Raw genomic sequence first — 21,761 nt, forward strand, 5'->3', positions numbered from 1 at the left:
TGTTAATGTAGGGCGCCGACGGTAACCACGACCCCGGCGCCATTGTCACCACAGGTTAGCGGGTACGCACGGAGCTGATGACGCAGCGGTTCGCGGGCATCCAGACGCTGCCCCACTCGACGGGCGTGCCGTCCTCGAGGCGCACGAGCTGATCAAGGTCGAGGACCGGCGAGCGCTCCCCGCACTGCAGCCAGCGGCCGCGCTTCTTGCCGGCCGCGCGGGCACTGTACGTCATCTCGGCCGTGCCGATCTGCTGGCCGCTCGTGCGCTCTACGGCATCGAACAGGCCCTCGCGCTCGAAGTCGATGTTCTCGAGTCCCGGGCACGGCTCGAGGTTCACGCGGCTCTCGATGAGCATGACGGGCTCCTCGGCCACGAAGCGCACCCGCATGAGGTACAGGTAGGGAGAGCCCTCGGCAATCTCGAGGCTGCGGGCGCAGACGCGGCTCGCGCGCTCGATGCGCTTGTCGACGACCTTCGTCACAAAGTCGATGCCCTGCTCGGTCATGGACTCGGCAAACGAGTGGAGCTTGTTGCCAGAGGGACGCGCCATGACCGGCTCGATGACGAACGTGCCGCGGCCGCGCTGCTGGACGAGCAGACCCTCCTCGACAAGCGAGCGAATGCCCTTCTGCACCGTGCCGCGCGAGAGGTGCAGCATCGCCATGAGCTCGTGCTCAGAGGGAATGCGCTCGTCGACGCCCCACTCCTTGGAGTAGATCTTCTCACGGACGTAGTCGGCCACCTGCACATAGAGCAGGGAGGTGTCTTTCCTCTCGAAGTCCGACATGCGAAGGCCTTCCTCGCGGGCGCGCGCGGCGCATGCTCAGGTCAACTTGACCAGTTGACCACAACATCGAAAAGTTTACCGCTCACAGGCACGCTCAATCAAATCTACAGGCGCGAACACATAGACTGGTCAACCATGCTCTACCTGCAATTATGTATGTTCGGCTAACAAGCGGTTTGCTCTATGAGCAATCCGAGAGACGCTTGCCATACGACGTCAGACGCCTCACGAGGCACTCATTTGCATGCTCGAACACCTCGTGGAAGAAGGCGGCCGTGAACAGGCTGTAGTCCGGCACGCCGTCGATGTGATTGGCCCGGTTGTTCGTCACGATCGCGTTGGCGACCTCGACGGAACGCTCGACGTCAGAGCGACGCAGCGCATACTGCGGAAACGCCGCGGCCTGCGCCACGAGCGCCTCCGTTGCCTCGCCCGCAAGCTCGATGGGTAGCGTCCTGCCAAACTTGTCGAAGTCCCCCTGCTTGCGGATGCGCGTGCGCTCGCCGGCGGGCACGTGGTATTCCTGCAGCCAGGCGTGCGTGGCCTCGTTGTAGGCATGGTCGCACATGAGGTGGGCCCAGGCACCAAGGACGACGTCCGAGGCCCGGTACCCAGCTGCCCGCAGCATCGCGGCAACGGCCTCATGGCGCTCGGGAGTTGCCGGAATGGCAAAATGACCACCCGCTCGGGAGATCTCCACGCCCTCCTCCACCGTGATGCTCGCCGGGCCCAGGGGAACGTCACTGGGCAACTCGAGCGCAGGCTCCACGTACAGGTCCCAAAACTCGCGTTCGCGAGGCACGGGAATGGAGCAGGGGTCGGCAAAGTGCGTGAGCGAGTAGGGCAGGATGCCAGACGGATGGGGCAGCATGTAGCCCACGTAGACGTCTGGGACGAGGTTGCCAAAGAGAAACGCGTTGGCGTCGCGTATGCCGAGCGAGGAGGCCGGGCACTCGGACAGCAGACGCTGAGCGTGGGCGATATGTACGTTCCAGCTTGGCATGGCGCCTATGGTAGCACGCACGGGCGGCTCCACGAATGCCGTGGGGCCGCCCGTTACACAACTCGTATGTTACGAGGGCAGCGCCGCGCTCGACCGCCCAAGGCGCACCAGACTAGCCGCGCACCTCGCCGCCCGTGGAGCGGCAGACCTTCTTGACGAGCTTCTCGTGGGCGCGCTCGACCTCCTCGCTCGTGAGCGTGTGGTCGTTCGCGCGATACGTGAGCTGGAAGGCCATGGACTTCTTGCCCAGGCCCACACGCACCGGGTCGCGGTAGACGTCAAACAGGCGGGCGCTCTCGAGCAGCTTGCCGCCAGCGCTCGTGATGCGCTGCGTGAGCATCTCGCACGTGACGTCCTCGTCAACGACGATGGCGAGGTCGTGCGTGATGGCCGGAAGCGTGGGCACGTCCTGGTAGGGAAGCTCGCGGGCGGCAAGGCGCAGCAGGTGCGCCTCGGAGAGCTCGAAGGCCACGACGTCCTCGTCGATGCCAAAGTTCGCAAGGCTCGTGGGGTGCACGTTGCCCACCCAGCCAAGCAGCTCGCCGCCAGCATAGACCTCGGCCGCCCGACCCGGCTGCAGCCAGGGGTACTCGGACGCGTCTGCCACCTTGAAGCGGACCTTCGTGATGCGCAGGGCCGCAAGCAGACGCTCGACAACGCCCTTCGCGTCAAAGAAGTCGAGCGGCTGGTGCCTCTCGTTCCAACCGTCGAGGCCCCAGGCGCCGCAGAGCACGCCGGCAACGTAGCGCGGCTCGTCGGGAAGCGTGCGCTTCTCGTGGCCAAAGAAGACGCGACCCTGCTCATAGAGCGCGACGTTGGGCACGCCGTGGTCCAGGTTGTAGGCAACGGAGCGCAGCAGGCCAGGCAGGATGGAGCGGCGCATCTCGGAGTTGTTGGCGAGCAGCGGGTTCTTGATGCGCACGGGCACGCCGCGGCCGGTCTCGGAGATGTTGGCGCGCTCGAGGTCGCCATCCTCGGCGAAGCAGTACGTGAACGTCTCGGACAGGCCGCAGGCACGCAGCGTGCGCCCGATGAGCTGGGTGCGCTGCTGGTCGACCGTGAGGCCGCCGTGGTGGTTCTTGGCCGCGGGCAGCGTGGGCTCCACGCGATCCATGCCCCACAGGCGCAGGACCTCCTCGATGAGGTCGGCCTCGCGCGTGAGGTCCGGACGGCTCGTGGGGGCCACGACCTCGAAGTCGTTGCCGCCCTTCTGGGCCACGACGGCGCATCCCAGGCGCTCGAGCAGGTGGCTGATCTTATCGTTGGTGATGGGCGCGCCGCACATGCTGCGCACGCGCTCACCGCGAAGGGCGATGCGGACGGCCTTCACGGGCACGGGATACTCGTCCACGCGGCCACGGCAGACGGTGGCGCCGCAGCAGCTCTCGAACAGTGCGGCGGCGATGTCGGCGACTTCCTCGCAGTTCGCGGCGTCAACCTGGCGCTCGAAGCGGATGGACGCCTCGCTCATGAGGTTGAGGTTGCGGCTCGTGCGCGAGATGTGGCTCTTGTCGAAGCAGGCGCTCTCGAGCAGGACGTCGACCGTGGTGTCGTCAATCTCTGAGTTGAGACCGCCCATGACGCCGGCCAGGGCAACGGCACGCTCGCCGTCGTCGGTGATGACGGCCATGTCGCTCGTGAGCGTGCGCTGCTGGCCGTCGAGCGTCGTGAGCTGCTCGCCCTCGCGGGCGGCGCGCACGACGATGTGGCGGCGCCCATCGCGCTCGGAGAGCTTGCCGAGGTCGAACGCGTGCAGCGGCTGGCCCGTGAGGTACATGACGTAGTTCGTGACGTCCACGACGTTGTTGATGGGGCGGCTGCCTGCGGCGATGACGCGGCGGGCGAGCCACTCGGGAGACGGGCCGATCTTCACGCCGCGCACGACACGCGCCACGTAGCGGCTGCACAGGCTCGTGTCCGCGATCTTGACGTCCACGAGGTCTGCGCTCTTGGGGCCCTCCTCGCGCTGGATGGCGGGGAGCTCGATGTGCGTGTCCTCGTCGAGGACGGCGCCCACCTCGGTGGCCATGCCCACGTAGGACAGGCAGTCGGGGCGGTTGGGCGTGATCTCGCAGTCGAGCACGGTGTCCGACGTGCCGCGATAGTCCGTGAACGGCATGCCCACGGGGGCGTCCTCGGGCAGGATCATGATGCCGGAGTGGTCTCCGCCCAGGCCAAGCTCGCGCTCGGAGCAGTTCATGCCGCACGACTCGACGCCACGCAGCTTGCTCTTCTTGATCTTGAGGTCGCCGGGAAGCACGGCGCCGATCATCGCGACGACGATCTTGTCGCCCTCGTTGAAGTTCTGGGCGCCGCACACAATCTGCAGCGGGGCAGGATCGCCGTTCTCGTCAACGTTCTTGTCGCCCACGGAGACCTGGCACAGCCACATGTGGTCGGAGTCGGGGTGGGGCTTCTTGGAGAGCACCTGGCCCACGACGACGTGCTCGAGGTCGGCGCCAACGCGCTCGATCGTCTCGACCTCGGTGCCGGTGCGGATGAGCTCGGTGTAGAGGACCTTCGGGTCATCGGGCAGGTCCACCATGGAGCCGAGCCACTCATATGAGATGCGCATGTCTTACGCCTTTCTGTTGCGCAGGATAATTCACAGCCTCTTCAGCCAGGGTTTCCGCGGTGCGTCAGATGAGTCCAAACGAGAAACGCCGCAGGAAACCGGCTAGGGGTTTCCACGGTGCCCGAGATGGTCGCGAAAGAGGAGAAAGCGTACGTAAGGTACGCGTGCGACGGTTTGAGCGACCAGATTGGGTGCCGTGGGAAGCCCTAGAACTGGGAGAGGAAGCGCATGTCGCCAGTCATGAGCATGCGCAGGTCGGGCAGGTCGTAGCGAAGGGCGGCAACGCGCTCGGCGCCGATGCCGAAGGCGAATCCCGTGTACTTCTCGTGGTCGACGCCACAGTTGTCGAGCACGTTGGGGTCGACCATGCCGCAGCCGAGAATCTCGAGCCAGCCCGTGCCCTTGCAGAAGCGGCAGCCCTTGCCCCCGCAGACGCCGCAGGAGACGTCCACCTCGCAGCTGGGCTCGGTGAAGGGGAAGAAGTGCGGGCGGTAGCGGGTGGCACGGTCCTTGCCGAACATCTCGCGGCAGAAGTAGTCGAGCGTGCCCTTGAGGTCACCGAAGGTGATGCCCTCGTCCACCACGAGGCCCTCGATCTGGTTGAACTGGGGCAGGTGGCAGGCGTCGGGAGTGTCGGGGCGGAAGACCGTACCCGGGCAGATCATGTAGATGGGCGGCTCGTGGCTCTCCATCGTGTGCGCCTGGACGCCGGAGGTCTGGGTGCGCAGCAGGATGTCTGACTCGCCGTTGGCGTGGGCCTCGGAGTGCTCGAGGCTGCCGGGGTTGTTGTCCTCGACGTAGAACGTGTCGCGGGCGCTGCGGCTCGGGTGGTCGAGCGGGGCGTTGAGCGCGGTGAAGTTGTAGTAGCTCGTCTCGATGTAGGGGCCGTCCTCGACGGTGTAGCCCATGCCGCAGAAAATCTGCTCGATCTCCTCGATGATCTGGGAGATGAGATGCTCGGAGCCCACGTTGGGGACGCGGCCGGGAAGCGTCACGTCCACGGAGTCGGCGGCGATGCGAGCCTCAAGGGCCGCGTGCTCAAGCTCGTGGCGGCGCTGCTCGAGCGACGCCTCGATGCGGGCGCGAACCTCGTTGGCGAGCTTGCCCACGCGCGGGCGGTCCGCCGGGTCCAGCTGGCCCATCTGGCGCAGCACACCGGTGAGCGAGCCCTTCTTGCCCGTCACGGCCACGCGGATGCGGTCGAGCTCGGCGAGGTCTCCCACGCCGCCGATGCCCTTGGCCGCCTCGCTCTCGATGGCCTTGAGGTCGTCGATGATCGTCATTCCTACCTGCCCCTTTCCTTCTCGGGCACATATGCCCGGTGTTGGCGCGAGCCCTGTCACGGCAACAAAAAACCGCCCCCGCTCGCCTGTGCGAGCAAGGGCGGAGCTTATCCGCGGTACCACCTTGCTTGGCCGCCGGATGTCTGCCCGGCGTACCCACTCTTCTCCCCGTTCCGTGGGGCTTACGGCTTGCCTACTTGCGCGCCTCGGGCGCACGTTAAGCTCGCAGCTGGTGGAGTGAACTCTGGCCGTCTGCCTTGGAGGGACCTCTCAGCCGGTGGGTCCCATCTCTCATCCGCTGGCAACGCGACAGCCAAACCTCTCCGTCATAGCCTAGCTGCGTAGTTTAGCACAGCGCATCAGCGCCGGCACGCGCCGCCCTCCTCGTGACAATCGTCCCCGACACCCTCGCCGGCATCCTCCGTGGGCGCCTCGTCGTCCTTGTCGTTGGGCACGAGCCCGTAGGACTTCGCGATGCGGTCGAGGTACTCGCGTGCTCGCTTCTCGTCGCCCTTGTTGCCGTACTGCAGCGACAGGTAGTAGTTGAGCCGCGCGCGCTCGTCGGCATCGGCGCTCGCCAGGGCGTGCTCCATCTCGGCTATGTAGGCATAGCTGCCACGAAACGCGATGTTGAACGTCTGACGCGAGTCGCGCTTGAGCTCCTTGGCGGCATCGAGGGCCTCGCCCTTGCACTCGGCCACGTGAGAGTCGATGAGCTCGAGCACATGCGTGGCGCGCCCCTCGTCGCCCTGCGTCTCGTAGAAGTTGAGCGCGCGGGACAGCAGGATGCGACGCTGCTGGGCCGTGGCGCGAAGGCCCAGCATGACGTCGAGCGTGCGCTGGACGCCCTCGACGTCCTGCTTGGCCTCGTAGGCGTTCAGGCGCATGTACTCCTGGTTGTACTTGGGCAGACAGAAGCTCGCCATGGGACCAGAGAGCGTCTTGAGCACGGCGTCGAAGTCGCCGGCCATGAACTGGTTCTGGGCCTTGTTCGCGATGACGCCGCGAAGCATGCCGGGAAGCACCGACACGAGCAGCATGAAGACGACGGCGCAGATGCCCGCGGTGGTGATGAGCGTCTGGATATCCATGGCTCTCCTACTTGGCGTAGAACTCGTGCATGTCATCGACCATCTGCATGAGCGTGGGGACGTCGGTGTATGCCATGTGGCCGCAGCCGTAGCGGTGGTAGGTGATCTGGTCCTTGAGCTCTGCCGGGAGGAACAGCTGGCTCATCGTGTGGTCCATGTTCCACCAGGGCGTGGCCGCGTCATAGCGTCCGCCGAGAATGGCGAGCTTCGTCGTGGGGCTGCGGCGCAGGGCCGTGGCGATGTCGAACGCGAGGTTGGGCGCGGCGGTCTTGGTGTCGTCCATGCCCGGCTCGTCGTGCACCCAGTTCCAGCCGATGCCGATCTCGCTCCAGACGGACAGACGGTACTCGGCGGGGTTGACGTAGCCAAGCGTGCTGCGAAGAAAGCTACGGAACGCGCCGTACCAGACCTTCTCGAGAGCGTGAGCCGCCGGGTCCTCGCAGGCGAAGTAGAAGGTGTTGCGCTGCACGGGCAGCGTCATGGTCTCGGTGTAGCGCATGTCGAGGCGGCCGCACATGAGCCCCTTGTCACGCAGCAGGTTGGCGCGGAAGTCCTCGAGCTCGATGCGGTTGTTGTGCGCGAGAAGGAGCTCGGCCGGAATGCCGATGTAGCGCTCCATCTTCTTGGCGATGCGGCGCTTCTCGCGCGGGTCGATGCGGTCGCCCTTCATGAGCGAGGCGGCGTACTCGCCAGCCGTGAACTCGCTTGCCTCGTCGAACCACTTGTCGGGGTCCACGCCGCGGCCCGTGATGCCAAAGTGCTGGGCCGTCGACGCAAAGCTCGGCAGCATGCCGAGGTAGTACAGGTCGTTGCCCGGCAGGTTCTGGGACCAGTCGAAGTAGGCCGAGAGCATGACAACGCCGGCCAGCGGCACGCCGGCCTCGCCGAGATAGCGCATAAGGACGGCCGAGCGCATCGTGCCGTAGGACTCGCCGTAGATGTACAGCGGGCTGCCCCAGCGGTTGTTCTCGTCAAGCCAACGAACGATGGCACGGCAGAACGTGCGAGCATCCTCCTCAAGGCCGTAGACGCGCTTGGTGTCATAGCCGTCCGCCACGAACGACCAGCCGGTGCCGAGGGCATCGAGGAACACGAGGTCCGTCTCGCGCAACAGAGTGCCGGGGTTGTCCACGACCTCGTAGTTGGCGCCGGCGAACTGCTCGCCCTCGCTCACGACGCGCTTCGGGCCAAGGCCACCAAAGTTGATGGGCACGGACGCCGAGCCCGGGCCGCCGTTGTAGGCAAACGTCACGGGACGGCGCGCCACGTCAACGGCCTCGCCGTTCACGGAGCTGGCGACGTAGCTCACGTTGAACATCTTGCCCTCGAGCACGCGCTGCGGGTCATAGATGTCCAGGTGCCCGGCGCTGGCCACGTAGTCGATGGACTCCTCGCCCACGCTCCAGGTCAGGGTATCGCTGCTCTTGGCCTCGGGCACCGCGTTCGCATCGGCGACGGGCGCCGCAAACTGCTCGCTCATCTACTCCACCCCCAGCATGTCGCACAGCGACATCATATAGATCTCCGCCGAGTGAACGATATCGATAACGTCCACATCCTCGTTGTAGCCGTGGATGCCCTCGTTGTTGGCCGGACCAAACTGGATCGTCGGGGCGCCGAGCGCACGGTAGTGCGCGGCGTCAGAGCTCGCCCACTGGTAAGCCGGCAGGCACTCCTCGTTCCAGACGTCCTCGATGTTCTTCTTGAGGCTCGTGACCAGCTTGGACTCATCGTCGGTGTAGTTGCCCTCGGCAGTCCAGTTATAGCTGGCCTCGACGCCCTCGACACCGCTCTTGGCAATCAGGGCATCAACCGCAGCAACGACTTCCTCGTGCTTGCAGCCATACGGCAGGCGAACGTCGACGCTGCAGGAGGCAAAGTCCGGCACCTGGTTGATCTTGCCGCCACCCTGAATGATGCCGACGTTGGTGGAGCAGTGGTCGATGACGTTGCCGACGCCAGGGGTGCCGATCGTGCGCTCGGCGATGGTGCGCGAGTTCTTGACGGCGCGAGCCTGGGACTCGTCATAGTGACCGGGAACAGCGGTGATCTCGTCGATGAAGGGGATGACCTTCGCGAGCTTGTTGATGGCGTTATCGCCCTTGTAGTTGCCGGTCGAGCCGTGGCCGGGCACGCCATGAGCGGTGAACGTGAGGTGGAGGATGCCCTTCTGGCCAATCTCAATCGTGTCGTGGCCGGTAGGCTCGCCGATCATGACGGCGTCAGCGCCGTCGGCATAGCCGTTCTCGCAGAACCACTTGGTGCCGGTGCCGGCAATCTCCTCGTCGCAGACGACGTGCAGGCGGATGTCGCCCTTGAGCTCGGCGCCGCTCTCGTTGAGCATGGCCATCGAGAAGAGCAGGACCGCGAGGCCGCACTTCATGTCAGAGGTACCGCGGCCGAGCATCTTGCCGTCGCGGATCTCGCCGCCGAACGGATCGAAGTCCCAGCCGTCAAGCTTGCCAACGGGCACAACGTCAACGTGACCATTCAGGACGACGCGGAAGCCCTCATCGGAGCCAATGCGAGCATAGACGACAGGATAGTCCTCGCCGCCGTCCGCAACGATGCGCTCAGACTCGATGCCGTGCTCGGCAAGGTAGTCACGAACGAACTTGATAGCGGGCTCCTGGTCATCAATCGGGCTCTGGTTCTTGATCTGAATAAGCTGCTGGCAAAGCTTGAGCAGATCGTCCTGGTGAGCAAGTACAGCCTCGTGAAGCTGCTCCTTCGTAACCGTCACTTCGGTTCCGCCTTCCCTCAAGGCATGCCGGTCCCCGGCACACCAGCCATTAGACAAACGCATGACTTGCAAACAAACAAAAAGGGACCAGCCGGAAACGACTGGCCCCAAGATAATAGACCTACTCCGCGACCTTATCGTGATAGAGGAAGCACGCGACGCGATGGTTGTCCTCCACCTCCATGAGCGCAGGGCGCTCGTGGTGGCAGCGCTCCGTGGCGTTGGGACAACGACCGGCCAACGGACAGCCGACCTGCTTGCCCACCGGGCTGGGAATCTCGCCCTCGAGCTTCATCTCGGGGTGACGCTCGAAGGGATTCTCGGGCGGAATGGCCGAGAGCAGAGCCTTCGTGTAGGGGTGCAGCGGGTTCTCATAGATGCCGTGAGCAGGCGAGATCTCCATGACGCGGCCGAGGTACATGATGGCCACGCGGTCGGAGATGTGCTTGACCACGGAAAGGTCGTGGCTGATGAAGATGTACGTCAGGCCTCGCTCGCGCTGGAGTCGGCGGAAGAGGTTCAGGACCTGGGCCTGAATCGACACGTCAAGCGCGGAGACGGGCTCGTCGCACACGATGATCTTCGGATCGAGTGAGAGGGCGCGAGCGACGTTGATGCGCTGGCGCTGGCCGCCGGAGAACTCATGCGGGTAGCGCTGCAGGTGCTGGATGTCGAGGCCGACTTCCTTCATAAGGTCAAGGACCTTCTGCTGGCGCTTCGCGGCATCAGGCTCGATGCCATGGATGACCATCGGCTCCTCAATGGAAGCCGCCGCGGTGAAGCGAGGGTCAAGACTCGAATAGGAGTCCTGAAAGATCATCTGGAGATCCTTGTGCACGGGCTTGCGCGCGGCGCCCTTAAGCTTGGAAATATCCTGGCCGTTATAGATGATCTCGCCGCTCGTAGGCTCATGGAGACCAACGATGCAACGTCCAAGGGTCGACTTGCCACAACCGGACTCGCCGATGATGCCGAGGGTCTCGCCCTCATAGACATCAAGCGAAACGCCGGACAGCGCATGAAGCGTCTGAGGCTTGCCGAAGAGGCCGTCACCACGAAGACGGAACTCCTTGTTAAGGTTCTTGATGCCAAGAATCACATTATCGTTGGCCATTTAGTTCGCCTCCCCACGAACGAGGCTCTCCTCGCCGTTCTGCCTGTGGCACGCCACGAAGTGGCCAGGCTTGACCTCGACCAGCGGCGGAACCTCGTTCTTGCACTTCTCACAGGCGTAGGGGCAACGGTTGTAGAAGTTGCAGCAGGTGCCGGTGAGCCTCAGATCGGGCGGAACACCCGGAATGGTCTTGAGGTCGGTCTTTGCCTTATCGGAGAGCTTGGGCATGGAGTCGAGCAGGCCCCAGGTATAGGGGTGAAGCGGATTGGCGTAGAGCTCCTCCATGGGGGCATACTCGCAGGTACGGCCCGCATACATGACCATGACATCATCAGCCATCTGCCAGACGATGCCGAGGTTGTGCGTGATGAGCAGAATGCCCGTGTTGAGCGTGTCCTGAAGGCCCTTGAGCAGGCTCAGGACCTGGGCCTGCACCGTCACGTCGAGGGCAGTGGTGGGCTCGTCGGCGATGATGAACTTGGGGTGGCAGCTCATTGCCATGGCGATCATGACGCGCTGGCACATACCACCGGAAAGCTCGTACGGATACGAGTCCATACGCTTCTCGGGGTTGGGGATGCTCACGAGCTTCAGCATCTCGATGGCACGCTTGCGCGCGGCCTCCTTGTCGAGACCGTCATGCAGGCGGATGTTCTCGATCATCTGGGTGCCAACCTTGAACACCGGGTCAAGGGCCGTCATCGGGTCCTGGAAGATCATCGAGATGTCCTTGCCGCGAAGCTCACGGAGCTCAGCCTCGGTGGCATGCACGATGTCCTTGCCGTCAAACATGACGCTGCCGCCCTCGATCTTGCCGGTCTTGGGCAGAAGGTGCATCAGAGAGCTCGAGGTGACGGACTTGCCGGAGCCAGACTCGCCCACGATGGCAAGGGTCTTGCCACGATCGAGCGTAAAGCTCACGCCGTCGACGGCCTTGGCGACGCCGGCAGCCGTGTGGAAGTACGTCTTAAGGTCGTGGACCTCAACAAGATGCTCCGAGACCTGCTCGGTAGCTGCGCTGGTCTCGGTAGCCTGAGAGTTGTTCTCGCTCATAGGGCCTACCTCTTCTGCTTCGGGTCGAGAACGTCACGAATACCGTCACCAAACAGGTTGAAGCCAAGAACGGTGACGAGGATGAACATGCCAGAAATCGTGGCGATGTGAGGAGCACCCTGCAGGCAGCTCTTGCCCTCGGAAAGAATCGAGCCCCAAGAAGCGGTGGGCGGCTGGATGCCAAGGCCGAGGAAGGAAAGCGCGGCCTCAGAGATGATCGCGCTGGCGATGTTGAGCGTGAAGTAGACGATGACCGGGCTCATGGCATTGGCGAAGATGTGCTTGAAGAGGATGCGAGCGGGGCTGGCGCCAATGACGCGCTCGGCGTTGCAGTACTCCTCGTTCTTCACGACATGGACCTGACCGCGCACGACACGAGCAAAGTTAGGCACGTTGGCAACGCCAATCGCGATGATCACGTTGATGGTGCCCTGACCAAGGATGGTCATGAGGATAAGGGAGAGCAGGATGAACGGGAACGCCATCATGCCGTCCATGATGCGCATGATCACAGAGTCAACGATGCCGCCGAAGAAGCCAGCGACGAGGCCGAGCAGGATGCCGACGATGGCACCGAGGATGGTGCCGCCGATGGCGATGAAGATCGAAATGCGCGCACCATAGATCACGCGGGAGAGAAGGTCGCGGCCAAAGGCGTCAGTGCCAAACAGGTGGCCTCCCACCCCGGGAGCGGCAAACATGTTGCCGGTATCCGTGGCGTTGGGATCACACGGAGCAAGCAGGGGCGCAAAGACGGCGAGGATCACCATCACGACGACGATCGCAAGACCCACGAGCGCCATCTTGTTACGAGCGAGCTTGTGCCAGGCGTTGTTCGCCTTGCGCTCACGCTCGAGCATCTTGAGCGTTGCCTCGTCAGAAAGGCTAGCGCCAGTAGCGTTATCTGCCATTAGTTGCTACCCCCCTCATAATTGACCTTGGGGTTGATGACCATGTAGACGATGTCAACAACGAGGTTAACGAAGACGAAGACAACGGCGGAGAACAGGACCACGCCCTGAATGAGCGAGTAGTCACGGCCGTTGACGGCATTGACGATAAGCGTGCCAAGACCAGGCCAGGAGAAGATGGTCTCCGTCAGGATGGCGCCGGCGAAGGCGCTGGCAAGCTGAAGACCAAGTACGGTCACGATGGGCGGGAGCGCGTTCTTAAGCGCGTGCTTCCAAATGATCTTGGACTCCTTGATGCCGCGGGCGCGGAGGGCCTTGATGTACTCACCGTTGATCGTCTCGAGCATGCTGGAGCGCGTGATGCGGGCAAACGTCGCCGCGGGGATCGTCGCCAGGCAGAAGCACGGCAGGATCATGTGACTAATGACATCCCAGACGCCCTTTGACATCGCGCCCATGCCCATGGCGGGAAGCCAGCCCAGATTCACCGAGAAGGTGAGGACGAGCATGAGGCCCAGCCAGAAAATAGGCATAGACACGCCAACGAGGGCGAGCACCATGAAAACGTAGTCAAAGATGGTGTTCTGCTTCACGGCGGACACGACGCCAATGGGCACGCCGACGAGAAGCGCGAGCACGAGGCCCGTAAGGGTGATCGAAAGCGTGGAGGGAAGCCTGCTCAGAATGATGGGCATGACGGGGCCACTGTAAGAGTACGAATAGCCGAAATTGCCGTGCAGGATACCAACCAAATAGTTGATGTACTGCGTAAGCATGGGCTCATCGAGGCCCATCTTTACTCTCATCGTCGCAATCGCATCGGGTGACGCCTGCGGACCCAGCATCTGCGCAGCTGGATCGCCCGGAATCATGCGCGTGAGGACGAAGGTGATGGTGACGACTACGAACAGAACCGGAATCGTCTGGAGAATCCTTTTGAGGATTGTCTTTGCCACCTTTGCAACACCCCCTGAGCGGAGTCTGGCGGGACCTTGTGCCCGCGTAACCATGTGATGGGGGCACGGCTCTGGGCCATGCCCCCATCATTCTTAACTGAATGAAAAACTCAAATTACGCCGTCTTGGAGATGTTGATCTCGCTGGAGACGATGACCGTCTTGTTGTCAGCACGGCTCTGGAAGCCCTCAACCTTCTTGGTAAGGCCGGTGTTCACGAACTCGGAGCCATAGACGAGCATCGGGTCATAGGAGACGATCTTCTTCAGGGCCTCCTTGTAGTACTTGGCACGCTCGTTCTGGTCCGTGACCTCGAGGGCCTTGTCGAGCAGCTCGTCGACCTCGGGGTGGCTGAAGCCAGCACCGTTGCCAAGCGCGCCAATCTCCGTGGAGCTGAACAGCTTGTTGAGGAAGAAGTAGGGGTCGGGGAACCAGGACCAGCTCATGCCGTACAGATCAGCCTTGCCGGCGGCAGCGGCGGCGCTGAAGGTGCCCCAGTCGCTCGGGTTGATGGCGAGGTCGATGTTCAGGTTCTCCTTGAGAGCCTGCTGGAGGATGGTGGCCATCTTCACACGAGCCTCGGTGTTGGAGATGTAGATGTTGAGGGAAAGGCCATCGGGGTAGCCAGCCTCGGCGAGGAGCTTCTTGGCGCCCTCGGGATCATAGGCCGGGACGTCAGCCTCGACGGACTCGTCATAGCCCCAAGAATCCTTGGGCAGGGGCAGCACGGCGGTCGTAGCCTCGCCATAGGGATAGACACCCTTGACCAGGTCATCGCGGTTGACAGCCATGAGAATGGCCTTGCGGACCTTCTGGTCGGCGGTGGGGCCGTTGACCTGGCTCATGTAGACGTAGGCAACGTGAAGTGCCGGCTTCTGGTCCAGCACGAGCTGGTCATTGTTCTTGATGGTCTGGGTGGCCTCGCCCGTGAGCGAAGTGGCGATGTCGATCTCGCCCGTGGCCAGGCCGTTGGCAGACTGGGTCATGTCGGTAACGACCTTGATGGTGAGGCCATCGAGGTGCGGCTTCTCGCCCCAGTAGCAATCAGAGCGGGACAGGTCGCTCTGCTGGTCCTTCACGAACTGGTCGAGCTTGAACGCACCAGAGCCCACGAGGTGGTCGCCGAAGGCATCGCCCCAGCCCTCGACCTCTTCCTTCGGGACGATGACGTTGCCGGCATCCGTAAGAGCGGTGAGGAACGAGGCGTTAGGGGCCTTCAGCACGCACTCGACCGTGTGGTCATCAACGACGTTGCAGTGGTCGAGCATGGCGAGGCGGTTCATCGAGGACTCGGTCGCGGAGCGCTCGAGGGAGTACTTGACGTCCTCGGCGACGACGGCGCGGCCCTCCTGGTACTGGCCAGCCTGGAACTTGGCATCGTCACGGATGGTGAAGGTGTAGGTGAGACCGTCGTCGGAGACCTTCCACTCGGTGGCGAGCTGGGGAACGATCTCGGTGAGGTCGATGTTGTAGTCGACGAGGGTGTCGCACACGCACCAGATGATCTGGGCCTCATAGGCGCCCGTGTACTTGATGGGGTCGAGGTACTTGGGCGAGGAGGGCAGGCTGAGGACGAGCGTGCCGCCATCGGCGCCAGCACCGGTGGAAGTCGAGCCACCATCAGAGCTGCAGCCGGAGAGTGCGGTACCCGCCATCGCTGCCGCAAAGATGGACACACCACCGACGAACGAACGACGGGAAATCTTGAGGTCAGACATGGTTCCTCCCATTTTGGTATCAGGACGCTAGTGCCCTCTTGAAAAACGCGGATATGCCTGGAAACTGCAAATTCCTTACCAGCCATGCAATTCGCTTCATAAAAGATATCTGAAACGGCATCACGTTGAGCTAGCGATACGCGATGGTTTACTCAGGCGAAATACTAGGCTGCTTTTGGATAAGACAGTAACTTTCTACTTTACCTTATGATTGTCTCTAGTTGGTGCAAATTTTGACGTGATGGGTGTAAAAAAGCCGCAGACGGCAAAGCACTGTTTGACCGCCTGCGGACATTTCATCACGCATATGTGAATAAGGCTCTTAGAGGCGACGCTGCCCTTGGGGATTTCCGCCCTGAAGCCCCTAGCCGATCGCGAGCATGTTATCCCAATAGGCAACGTCCTCGAGCGGCAGGGTGTCCCAGAGGTCGAGGATGCGCTGCGGCAGGAAGCGGCGCTCCACCACGACGTCGCCACCGTAGAGGCGGAACCAGTCCGCGTCCATGACGAGGTAGCCGTCAAAGCCAAAGTCGTCGCCCCAGCTGTTCTCGACGCGCCAGGCCACGGGCTTGCCGTCCTCGCCCAGCTCGACGCCCTGGAAGGCCATGCAGTGCGTCATGCCGCACTCGCGGTCATCGATCATCTCGGCCTTGGTCTGGGAGAGGTCGACGCCAAAGGTGCCGTCGAGGTCCATGCCATCGAGCGCGAGCACGCCGGAGAAGTCCTCGTCCTTGCGCATGAGGTTCTTGTTGACCGCGCACATCATGAACGCGGGGACGCCGGCCTTGAGCGACTCGACGGCGGCGTTCTCGAGGTCCTCCATCGGCATGTTGAGGAAGCGCAGGCGCTGGCCACCGATGACCGGATCGAAGTAGCGGATGCCATAGGCGTGTTCGTAGGGACGGGTCTCGCCCGGGAAGTTGACGAGCTCGACGTACTGCGAGAGGTCAAGCTTCACGTAGCGCTCGACAAACTCGACCGGGGTGATGCCCGCGTCGCGCAGGACGCGTCGCGGCTCGCCGCCGTTGGCGGAGACGACCTCCTCGACCTTGGAAGCGTCGACGTCGGCACCCTCGCCCACCTCAATCGCGAGGTCGAAGGTCACGGGCGGCTCGCCCAGGCAGCAGCAAAGGATCTGGTGGAACTCGGGCAGCATCTCCTGCTTCTTGGCGCGAAGCTCCTCGAGCGTGGCGCCGTTCGCAGCCATCTTGCGCAGGATCGTGGCGTCCTTGCGAAGGAGGGTCGTGAGCAGGGCGTTCATCTGCGCCGTGTCTTTGTTGCAGGCAGTGTCGGGCATGAGGGCCTTGGGGATGGCGCCCCACTTCTTCACGAGGTTGCAGCAGAAGACGAACTGGCCGCCGTCCTCGACCGGCGTGAGCATGAGCTGGGTGACCTCGCGGTCGTTCCAGGGGCGGTCCGCCGTGTCGATGACGTACTCGAGGCGAGAGTTGCAGCGCTCGAGCTTGTCGTAGAACTGGATGTAGTTCTGCGAGAACTCGAAGTCATCGATGTCGAGGTTGGCGAGGACCTTGGAGCGCAGGACGTTGAGCGTCGAGAACATCCAGCAGCGACCTGAGTGGCGCTGGCCGGTCACGGTCTTGGCGGCCTTGAGCGACACGCCGAAGGTGTCCTGGTAGTTGCGTGCCTGCCTGCGGTCGACGCTGGCCTCGACCACGCCGAGCGCGGTGACGGAGTTGCGTGCCACGCGGTTGGCGCGCACGCTGGCGAACTCGTTCGTCAGCTCGTTCACGGCAGAGAGGTCAAGCTCGTCTGAAGCCACGTTATTCTCCTTGGTTGCATTATTCCAACATTGGTAGTCAGCATAGCGCTTGGAAGGGCTCGAAACGCTCATCTTGTCCTATCATGTTCGGATGGCCGGACAGGCCAGACCAATACGACCAAACGAAAGTGAGCCGCCATGCTTCTGCGTCAGATGCTCGATATCTATGACCTCATCGACAAGCCCCAGGCCTCCGGCAACGAGGTTGCCGACTTCCTGCGCGCCCACGGCGCCACGGACGTCACCGTCGAGCGCGTGAGCGGTGAGCGTGGCGGCACGGACTGCATCAAGGTCCTCATCCCCGGCTCGAACGGCAAGTCGACCGGCGGCAGCGCCCCCACGCTCGGCATCGTCGGCCGCCTCGGCGGCCTGGGCGCCCGCCCCGAGATGATCGGCGCCGTGTCCGACGGCGACGGCGCGGTCGCGGCCCTCACCGCGGCGCTCAAGCTCGTCGAGATGAACGAGAACGGCGACGTGCTCGAGGGCGACGTCATCGTGGCCACCCACATCTGCCCCGACGCCCCGACGCTGCCCCACGAGCCCGTCCCCTTCATGGACTCCCCCATCGACATGCAGACCATGAACCGCATGGAGGTCGACGAGCGCATGGACGCCATCGTCTCCATCGACACCACGAAGGGCAACCGCGTCATCAACCTGAACGGCATCGCCATCTCGCCGACGGTCATGCAGGGCTACATCTTGTCCGTCTCCAACGACCTCATGGACGTCATGACGCGCGTCACCGGCAAGATGCCCGTGGTCTTCGCCCTCTCCCAGCAGGACATCACGCCCTATGGCAATGACCTGTACCACCTGAACAGCATCCTGCAGCCCGCCACCGCCACGTGCGCCCCCGTCGTGGGCGTGGCCATCGCTACCGAGCAGATGGTCGCGGGATGCGCCACGGGCGCCACGCACGGCACCGACGTCGAGGAGGCCGCGCGCTTCGCCGTTGAGGTTGCCAAGGTCTATGGCCCCGGCACCTGCAAGTTCTTCGACGAGGGCCAGTTCGCCCACCTCAAGGACCTGTATGGCGACATGACCCGCTTCCAGGGCATGGGCGAGGCCAAGTAGCCCCAAGCCGCTCACCACAAGCCCGCCGGCAGCTCCGGCGGGCTTTTCTTTTGCACGGCGCACGACCGCTCGTCACGAGGAGGATCCATGTCCCAGCACACGAAAATCGCAGGCATCACGGTGGGCCAGTCGCCCCGGACGGACATGACCTGCGACCTCATCCCCAAGCTCGCGCTCAACCTCGAGCTCGTGGAGTACGGCGCCCTCGACGGCCTCACACTCGCGGACATCGAGCGCGACCTCGCGCCCGAGCCCGGCGAGGAGGTCCTCGTCTCCCGCATGAGGGACGGACAACAGGCGACCTTCTCCGGCGACAAGGTGGTCGCGCTCGTCCAGGCCAAGGTCGACGAGGCCGAGAGGGACGGCTGTCGAGCCGTCATCGTGCTGTGCACGGGATCGTTTCCCGAGCTCAGGCATAACGTGCCGCTCGTATTCCCCCAGCCTCTGCTCCACTCCTGCGCCCGCGCGCTCGCCGGTGGCCGTCGCATCGCCGTGATGGTCCCCGAGCCCTCCCAGGCCGAGCAGGCACGCGAGCGGTGGTCCGCAAGCGGCGTTGACATCGACGTGGTGTCCGCGAGCCCGTACAAGGGCATCGACGGCGTCATGGCCGCGGCCCGCACGCTGCGTGGCCATGACGATGCGTTCCTGTGCCTCGACTGCATGGGGTTCACGGTTGCCATGCGCGACGCCGCCCGACGCGAGAGCGGCCTTGACGTGCTGCTCCCCCGCACGCTCGTGGCCAGCGTCGTCTCCGAGCTGATGGGGTAAGACCTACAAAAGGTGGCCCGGAGCCCGTCAGCGGGCGGCCTCGCGCACGTCGACAACGTGGGGCTTAAAGGGCGGGCGGGGTGTCTGTCGCATGCGAGTTCTTTGCGAAGCAAAGCTGTTTGAGCAGGCGACAGACACCCCGCCCGCCCACTCGCAGCAACCCACCTACGCCGGCAGCCCGCCGAGGATGGAGTCGGTGATGCGCACCTCGCAGGCAAGGCGGTGGATGCCGTCCGGCGCAAAGCCGCGACCAATCCGACCCACGAGCAGGCTGGCTGCGAGCGACGCGATGGCAACGATGGGCTGGATGACGCACGTCGGGACTGGGTCAAAGATGTCGGCGAAGTCGATCTCGTCGAACCCCGCGAAGCCCACGTCGATCCCAGGTCGCAGCGAGCGGCGTAGCATCGACTTGAGCGCCCCGAGCTCAAGGTAGTAGTTGCAGGCAAACACCGCCGTCGCCCCGGCGCCAAGCAGCTCGTCGGTCGCGAGCGCGGCCGCGTCCTTCACGTTGTCGCACGCGCGCACGAGCCCCTCGTCCGCGCACAGGCCGCGCTCCTCGAACGCGAGACGCCAGCCGCGGGCTCGCTCGGCACCCACGTGGGTGTGGGGGAGCATGGCGACAAGACCCACCCGCCTGTGGCCCGCGTCGAGCATGGCGCCCACGGCCTTGCGGACGGCCTCGCAGTTGTCCACGACGATCGAGTCAGCGCTCGGTCCCACGAGCGGGTTGTCCACAAGCACGAGCGGCACGTCCGTCTCGCGCAGGAACCCCACGCTCGCGAGCTCGACGTCAGACAGCACGACGATGAGCCCGTCGACCTGGTGCATCTGGAGAAAGTCGACCTTCTCGCGCAGGAAGTCGGCGTCCCCCTGGTACTCGACGAACACGGCCGCATACCCCAGCCGCTCGAGCTCCCGCTCGATCAGGCCCATCAAGGAGCCGGCAAAGGGGTTCGTGGCACTGTTGATGAGGATGCCCACGGTGTAGCTGTGCGCCGTGGCAAACGCACGGCCGATGAGGTTGGGCTGGTAGCGCAGCTCGTCGATGGCCTCGGCAATGCGAGCCCGATTGTCCTCGCGCAGCTGCGCCCCGTTGAGATAGCGCGAGACCGTGGCAACCGACACGTTCGCTCGCTTTGCGACGTCCCTGATGGTAGCCACGGTCCCGCCTCCAGACTTTCATGTAGGGGTCGATGCCCCGCGTATCACGAATCCCTACTCGTCGTCCTCGTCCTCGGCGCAGGCCTCGAACTTGCGCGTGTCCACACCGTTCTTGCCGGCGTTGACCGCGCACTCGACGAGCGAGCCGATCGTGGCGTTGGCATCCGAGCTGCGCGCAAAGAGCGTCTCGATGAGCATGGGCAGGTTGGCGCCCACGACGATCTCCACATCGGGCGTGGACTGGGAGGCCATCATGGCCTGGTTGAAGGGCGTGCCGCCGAGAAGGTCGCAGAAGACGACGACGCCGTCGGTCTGCTCGCGCATGGCGGCGATCTCGGAGTGGATGAGCTCGGGATAGTCTGCCGCCTTGTCGACGTCGAACGGAACGACCTTGAAGCCCTCCTGCCTACCCGCGACGAGCTCGAGCGCGCTTGCGAGACCGGGGGCGAACTCGCCGTGACCCGTGAGAATGAAACCGATCATTGTGATTCCTCCTGATGTCCGGGCACCGCAGCGCCCCTGTTGACTTCCCTATTTGCGACCGAGCCCCTGACGCTCGAGCAGCCACTCGTTTGCACGGGCGCGAAGGGCGAGCTGACGGGCGTACACGCGCCCGAACGACGCCTCGAGCGCCTCGCGCGGGTGCTCGATGCCGGCCTTCCCCACCGTTCGCGCGGCCTGGGCATAGTCCTGCTCGCCCGGCTCGAGCCTGTTCTCCCTTGCGAGGGCGTCAAGCGCCATGAGGCGCGTGAGCTCGGAGCCTGCCTGGGCCCTGAGCATCTTGCGCAGCTTCTCCTCGTCCGTGTGCTGGGAGTTGAGGTACTCGGTGATCGTGTAACCGCCGCCATGGACCTGCTCGAGAAGCCCTTCGAACGAGGAGTTCGCCATCTCCGCGACGGCGTCCGCCGGCGGCATGGACGTCACGCGGCCCGTAAGCTGGTTGGCAGCACGCTCGAGCAGCTCGTCATGCTGGGCACTCTCGGCCTCGGCGCGCAGCGTCTTGCGAACGATGTCCTTGAGGCCGCGCACGTTCTTGGCGTTTGGCATGTTCTGTGCCACCCACTCGTCCGTGAGCTTGGGCGCCTTCACGCGCAGGATGTCGCGTACGGCCACGCGCAGCTCGCAGGCGCGCGAACGGCCGTCATCGCCAAGCTCGCCGTGGATGCGCCACCCCTGGGAGAGGTTGCAACGCTTCGTCTCGCGGATGCGCATGCCCAAAAGCAGCGTCGTCACCTTACCGGGCAGGGCGGCCGAGCCAACGAGGTAGCGGAAGTTCGTCTTGGTGAGGTCAGCGACCTTTCCGCTGGGCGCCTTGCCCTGAATGTCGATGACGACCGTGTCCCCCATGCGCGGCGTCGAGACGCCAAGGGCTGGCGCGAGCGCACCGTGGCCGGCGACGAGCTGCTGCACGTTTTGATCGACCTCGGCCTCGCTCACGTGCGGGGCCTTCACCGGACCGAGCGGGTAGGGGTCGGAGCTGGCGATCTGGACCTGTGGGCAGGGAAATACGGAGAGCTCGAGCTCGTTTCCCCAGGCATTCCTCACCTTGGGCACGAACAGGGGCACGACGCCCTCATGCTCGAGCGCCTCGTCGACCTCGGGCGCGGCGCCGGGCTCGTCGGCCTGTGCAACGCGCGAGACGTCGCCGTCATACGAGACCTTCCACGTCTCGAAGCCGCCCTCGGCCGGCTGCCTGTCGATGCTCGTAACCCCCATGCAAGACTCCTCAAGCAACG

The 21,761-nt window shown here is 64.1% G+C and carries 18 protein-coding genes; 2 read left to right on the plus strand and 16 right to left on the minus strand.

The window, feature by feature from the left end:
• Positions 1–55 precede the first annotated feature (55 nt).
• From Pcatena_RS06445 to Pcatena_RS06505, 13 genes are all read right to left on the minus strand, one after another.
• The gene (locus tag Pcatena_RS06445; protein ID WP_126422693.1) at positions 56–790 is read right to left on the minus strand and encodes a GntR family transcriptional regulator; all 735 of its coding nucleotides are present in this window, start codon (positions 788–790) and stop codon (positions 56–58) included.
• Between the two features lie 181 nt (positions 791–971).
• A complete protein-coding gene (locus tag Pcatena_RS06450; RefSeq protein WP_126422695.1) occupies positions 972–1,814 on the minus strand; it encodes a hypothetical protein in 843 nt (280 codons plus the stop codon).
• Positions 1,815–1,905: 91 nt separating this feature from the next.
• A complete protein-coding gene (gene pheT / locus Pcatena_RS06455; protein ID WP_126422698.1) occupies positions 1,906–4,368 on the minus strand; it encodes a phenylalanine--tRNA ligase subunit beta in 2,463 nt (820 codons plus the stop codon).
• A gap of 206 nt (positions 4,369–4,574) precedes the next feature.
• Complete coding sequence (gene pheS, locus Pcatena_RS06460; protein WP_126422700.1) at positions 4,575–5,651, minus strand: phenylalanine--tRNA ligase subunit alpha; 1,077 nt, start codon at positions 5,649–5,651, stop codon at positions 4,575–4,577.
• Positions 5,652–6,010: 359 nt separating this feature from the next.
• Positions 6,011–6,742: a hypothetical protein gene (locus Pcatena_RS06465; protein ID WP_126422702.1), complete on the minus strand. Its 732-nt coding sequence runs from the start codon at positions 6,740–6,742 to the stop codon at positions 6,011–6,013.
• 7 nt (positions 6,743–6,749) lie between these two features.
• A complete protein-coding gene (locus Pcatena_RS06470) occupies positions 6,750–8,222 on the minus strand; it encodes a S10 family peptidase (protein ID WP_126422704.1) in 1,473 nt (490 codons plus the stop codon).
• On the minus strand, positions 8,223–9,485 hold the full coding sequence (locus Pcatena_RS06475; protein WP_198433391.1) for a M20 family metallopeptidase: 1,263 nt from the start codon (positions 9,483–9,485) through the stop codon (positions 8,223–8,225). It abuts the gene before it with no gap.
• A 121-nt stretch (positions 9,486–9,606) separates the two neighbouring features.
• Complete coding sequence (locus tag Pcatena_RS06480; protein WP_126422708.1) at positions 9,607–10,599, minus strand: ABC transporter ATP-binding protein; 993 nt, start codon at positions 10,597–10,599, stop codon at positions 9,607–9,609.
• Positions 10,600–11,652, minus strand: coding sequence for an ABC transporter ATP-binding protein (locus Pcatena_RS06485; RefSeq protein WP_126422711.1), 1,053 nt, complete (start codon positions 11,650–11,652; stop codon positions 10,600–10,602).
• A gap of 5 nt (positions 11,653–11,657) precedes the next feature.
• Positions 11,658–12,563, minus strand: coding sequence for an ABC transporter permease (locus Pcatena_RS06490; RefSeq protein ID WP_126422713.1), 906 nt, complete (start codon positions 12,561–12,563; stop codon positions 11,658–11,660).
• Positions 12,563–13,519, minus strand: coding sequence for an ABC transporter permease (locus tag Pcatena_RS06495; protein ID WP_126422715.1), 957 nt, complete (start codon positions 13,517–13,519; stop codon positions 12,563–12,565). Before Pcatena_RS06495 ends, Pcatena_RS06490 begins: the two co-directional genes overlap by 1 nt.
• Positions 13,520–13,634: 115 nt before the next feature.
• The gene (locus tag Pcatena_RS06500) at positions 13,635–15,236 is read right to left on the minus strand and encodes an ABC transporter substrate-binding protein (protein ID WP_126422717.1); all 1,602 of its coding nucleotides are present in this window, start codon (positions 15,234–15,236) and stop codon (positions 13,635–13,637) included.
• A 364-nt stretch (positions 15,237–15,600) separates the two neighbouring features.
• Entirely contained in the window at positions 15,601–17,016 is a 1,416-nt protein-coding gene (locus Pcatena_RS06505; protein WP_232619842.1) for a C1 family peptidase, read from the minus strand.
• 138 nt (positions 17,017–17,154) lie between these two features.
• Between Pcatena_RS06505 and Pcatena_RS06510 the strand changes: the two genes are divergently transcribed.
• Together Pcatena_RS06510 and Pcatena_RS06515 are read left to right on the plus strand one after the other, a co-directional pair.
• Positions 17,155–18,093 (plus strand): DUF1177 domain-containing protein, encoded by a 939-nt coding sequence (locus tag Pcatena_RS06510; protein WP_126422721.1) that lies wholly within the window; start codon positions 17,155–17,157, stop codon positions 18,091–18,093.
• 87 nt (positions 18,094–18,180) lie between these two features.
• A complete protein-coding gene (locus Pcatena_RS06515; RefSeq protein WP_126422723.1) occupies positions 18,181–18,861 on the plus strand; it encodes an AroM family protein in 681 nt (226 codons plus the stop codon).
• Positions 18,862–19,026: 165 nt separating this feature from the next.
• Here Pcatena_RS06515 and Pcatena_RS06520 read toward each other — a convergent pair whose 3' ends face one another.
• The 3 genes from Pcatena_RS06520 to Pcatena_RS06530 are packed head-to-tail and all read right to left on the minus strand — an operon-like array spanning position 19,027 to position 21,741.
• The gene (locus tag Pcatena_RS06520) at positions 19,027–20,025 is read right to left on the minus strand and encodes a LacI family DNA-binding transcriptional regulator (protein WP_126422726.1); all 999 of its coding nucleotides are present in this window, start codon (positions 20,023–20,025) and stop codon (positions 19,027–19,029) included.
• 54 nt (positions 20,026–20,079) lie between these two features.
• Complete coding sequence (locus Pcatena_RS06525; protein ID WP_126422728.1) at positions 20,080–20,508, minus strand: PTS sugar transporter subunit IIA; 429 nt, start codon at positions 20,506–20,508, stop codon at positions 20,080–20,082.
• 48 nt (positions 20,509–20,556) lie between these two features.
• The gene (locus Pcatena_RS06530; protein WP_126422730.1) at positions 20,557–21,741 is read right to left on the minus strand and encodes a trigger factor; all 1,185 of its coding nucleotides are present in this window, start codon (positions 21,739–21,741) and stop codon (positions 20,557–20,559) included.
• Positions 21,742–21,761: the final 20 nt, after the last annotated feature.

The organism is Parolsenella catena, assembly GCF_003966955.1.
In the GTDB taxonomy this organism is placed as follows: domain Bacteria; phylum Actinomycetota; class Coriobacteriia; order Coriobacteriales; family Atopobiaceae; genus Parolsenella; species Parolsenella catena.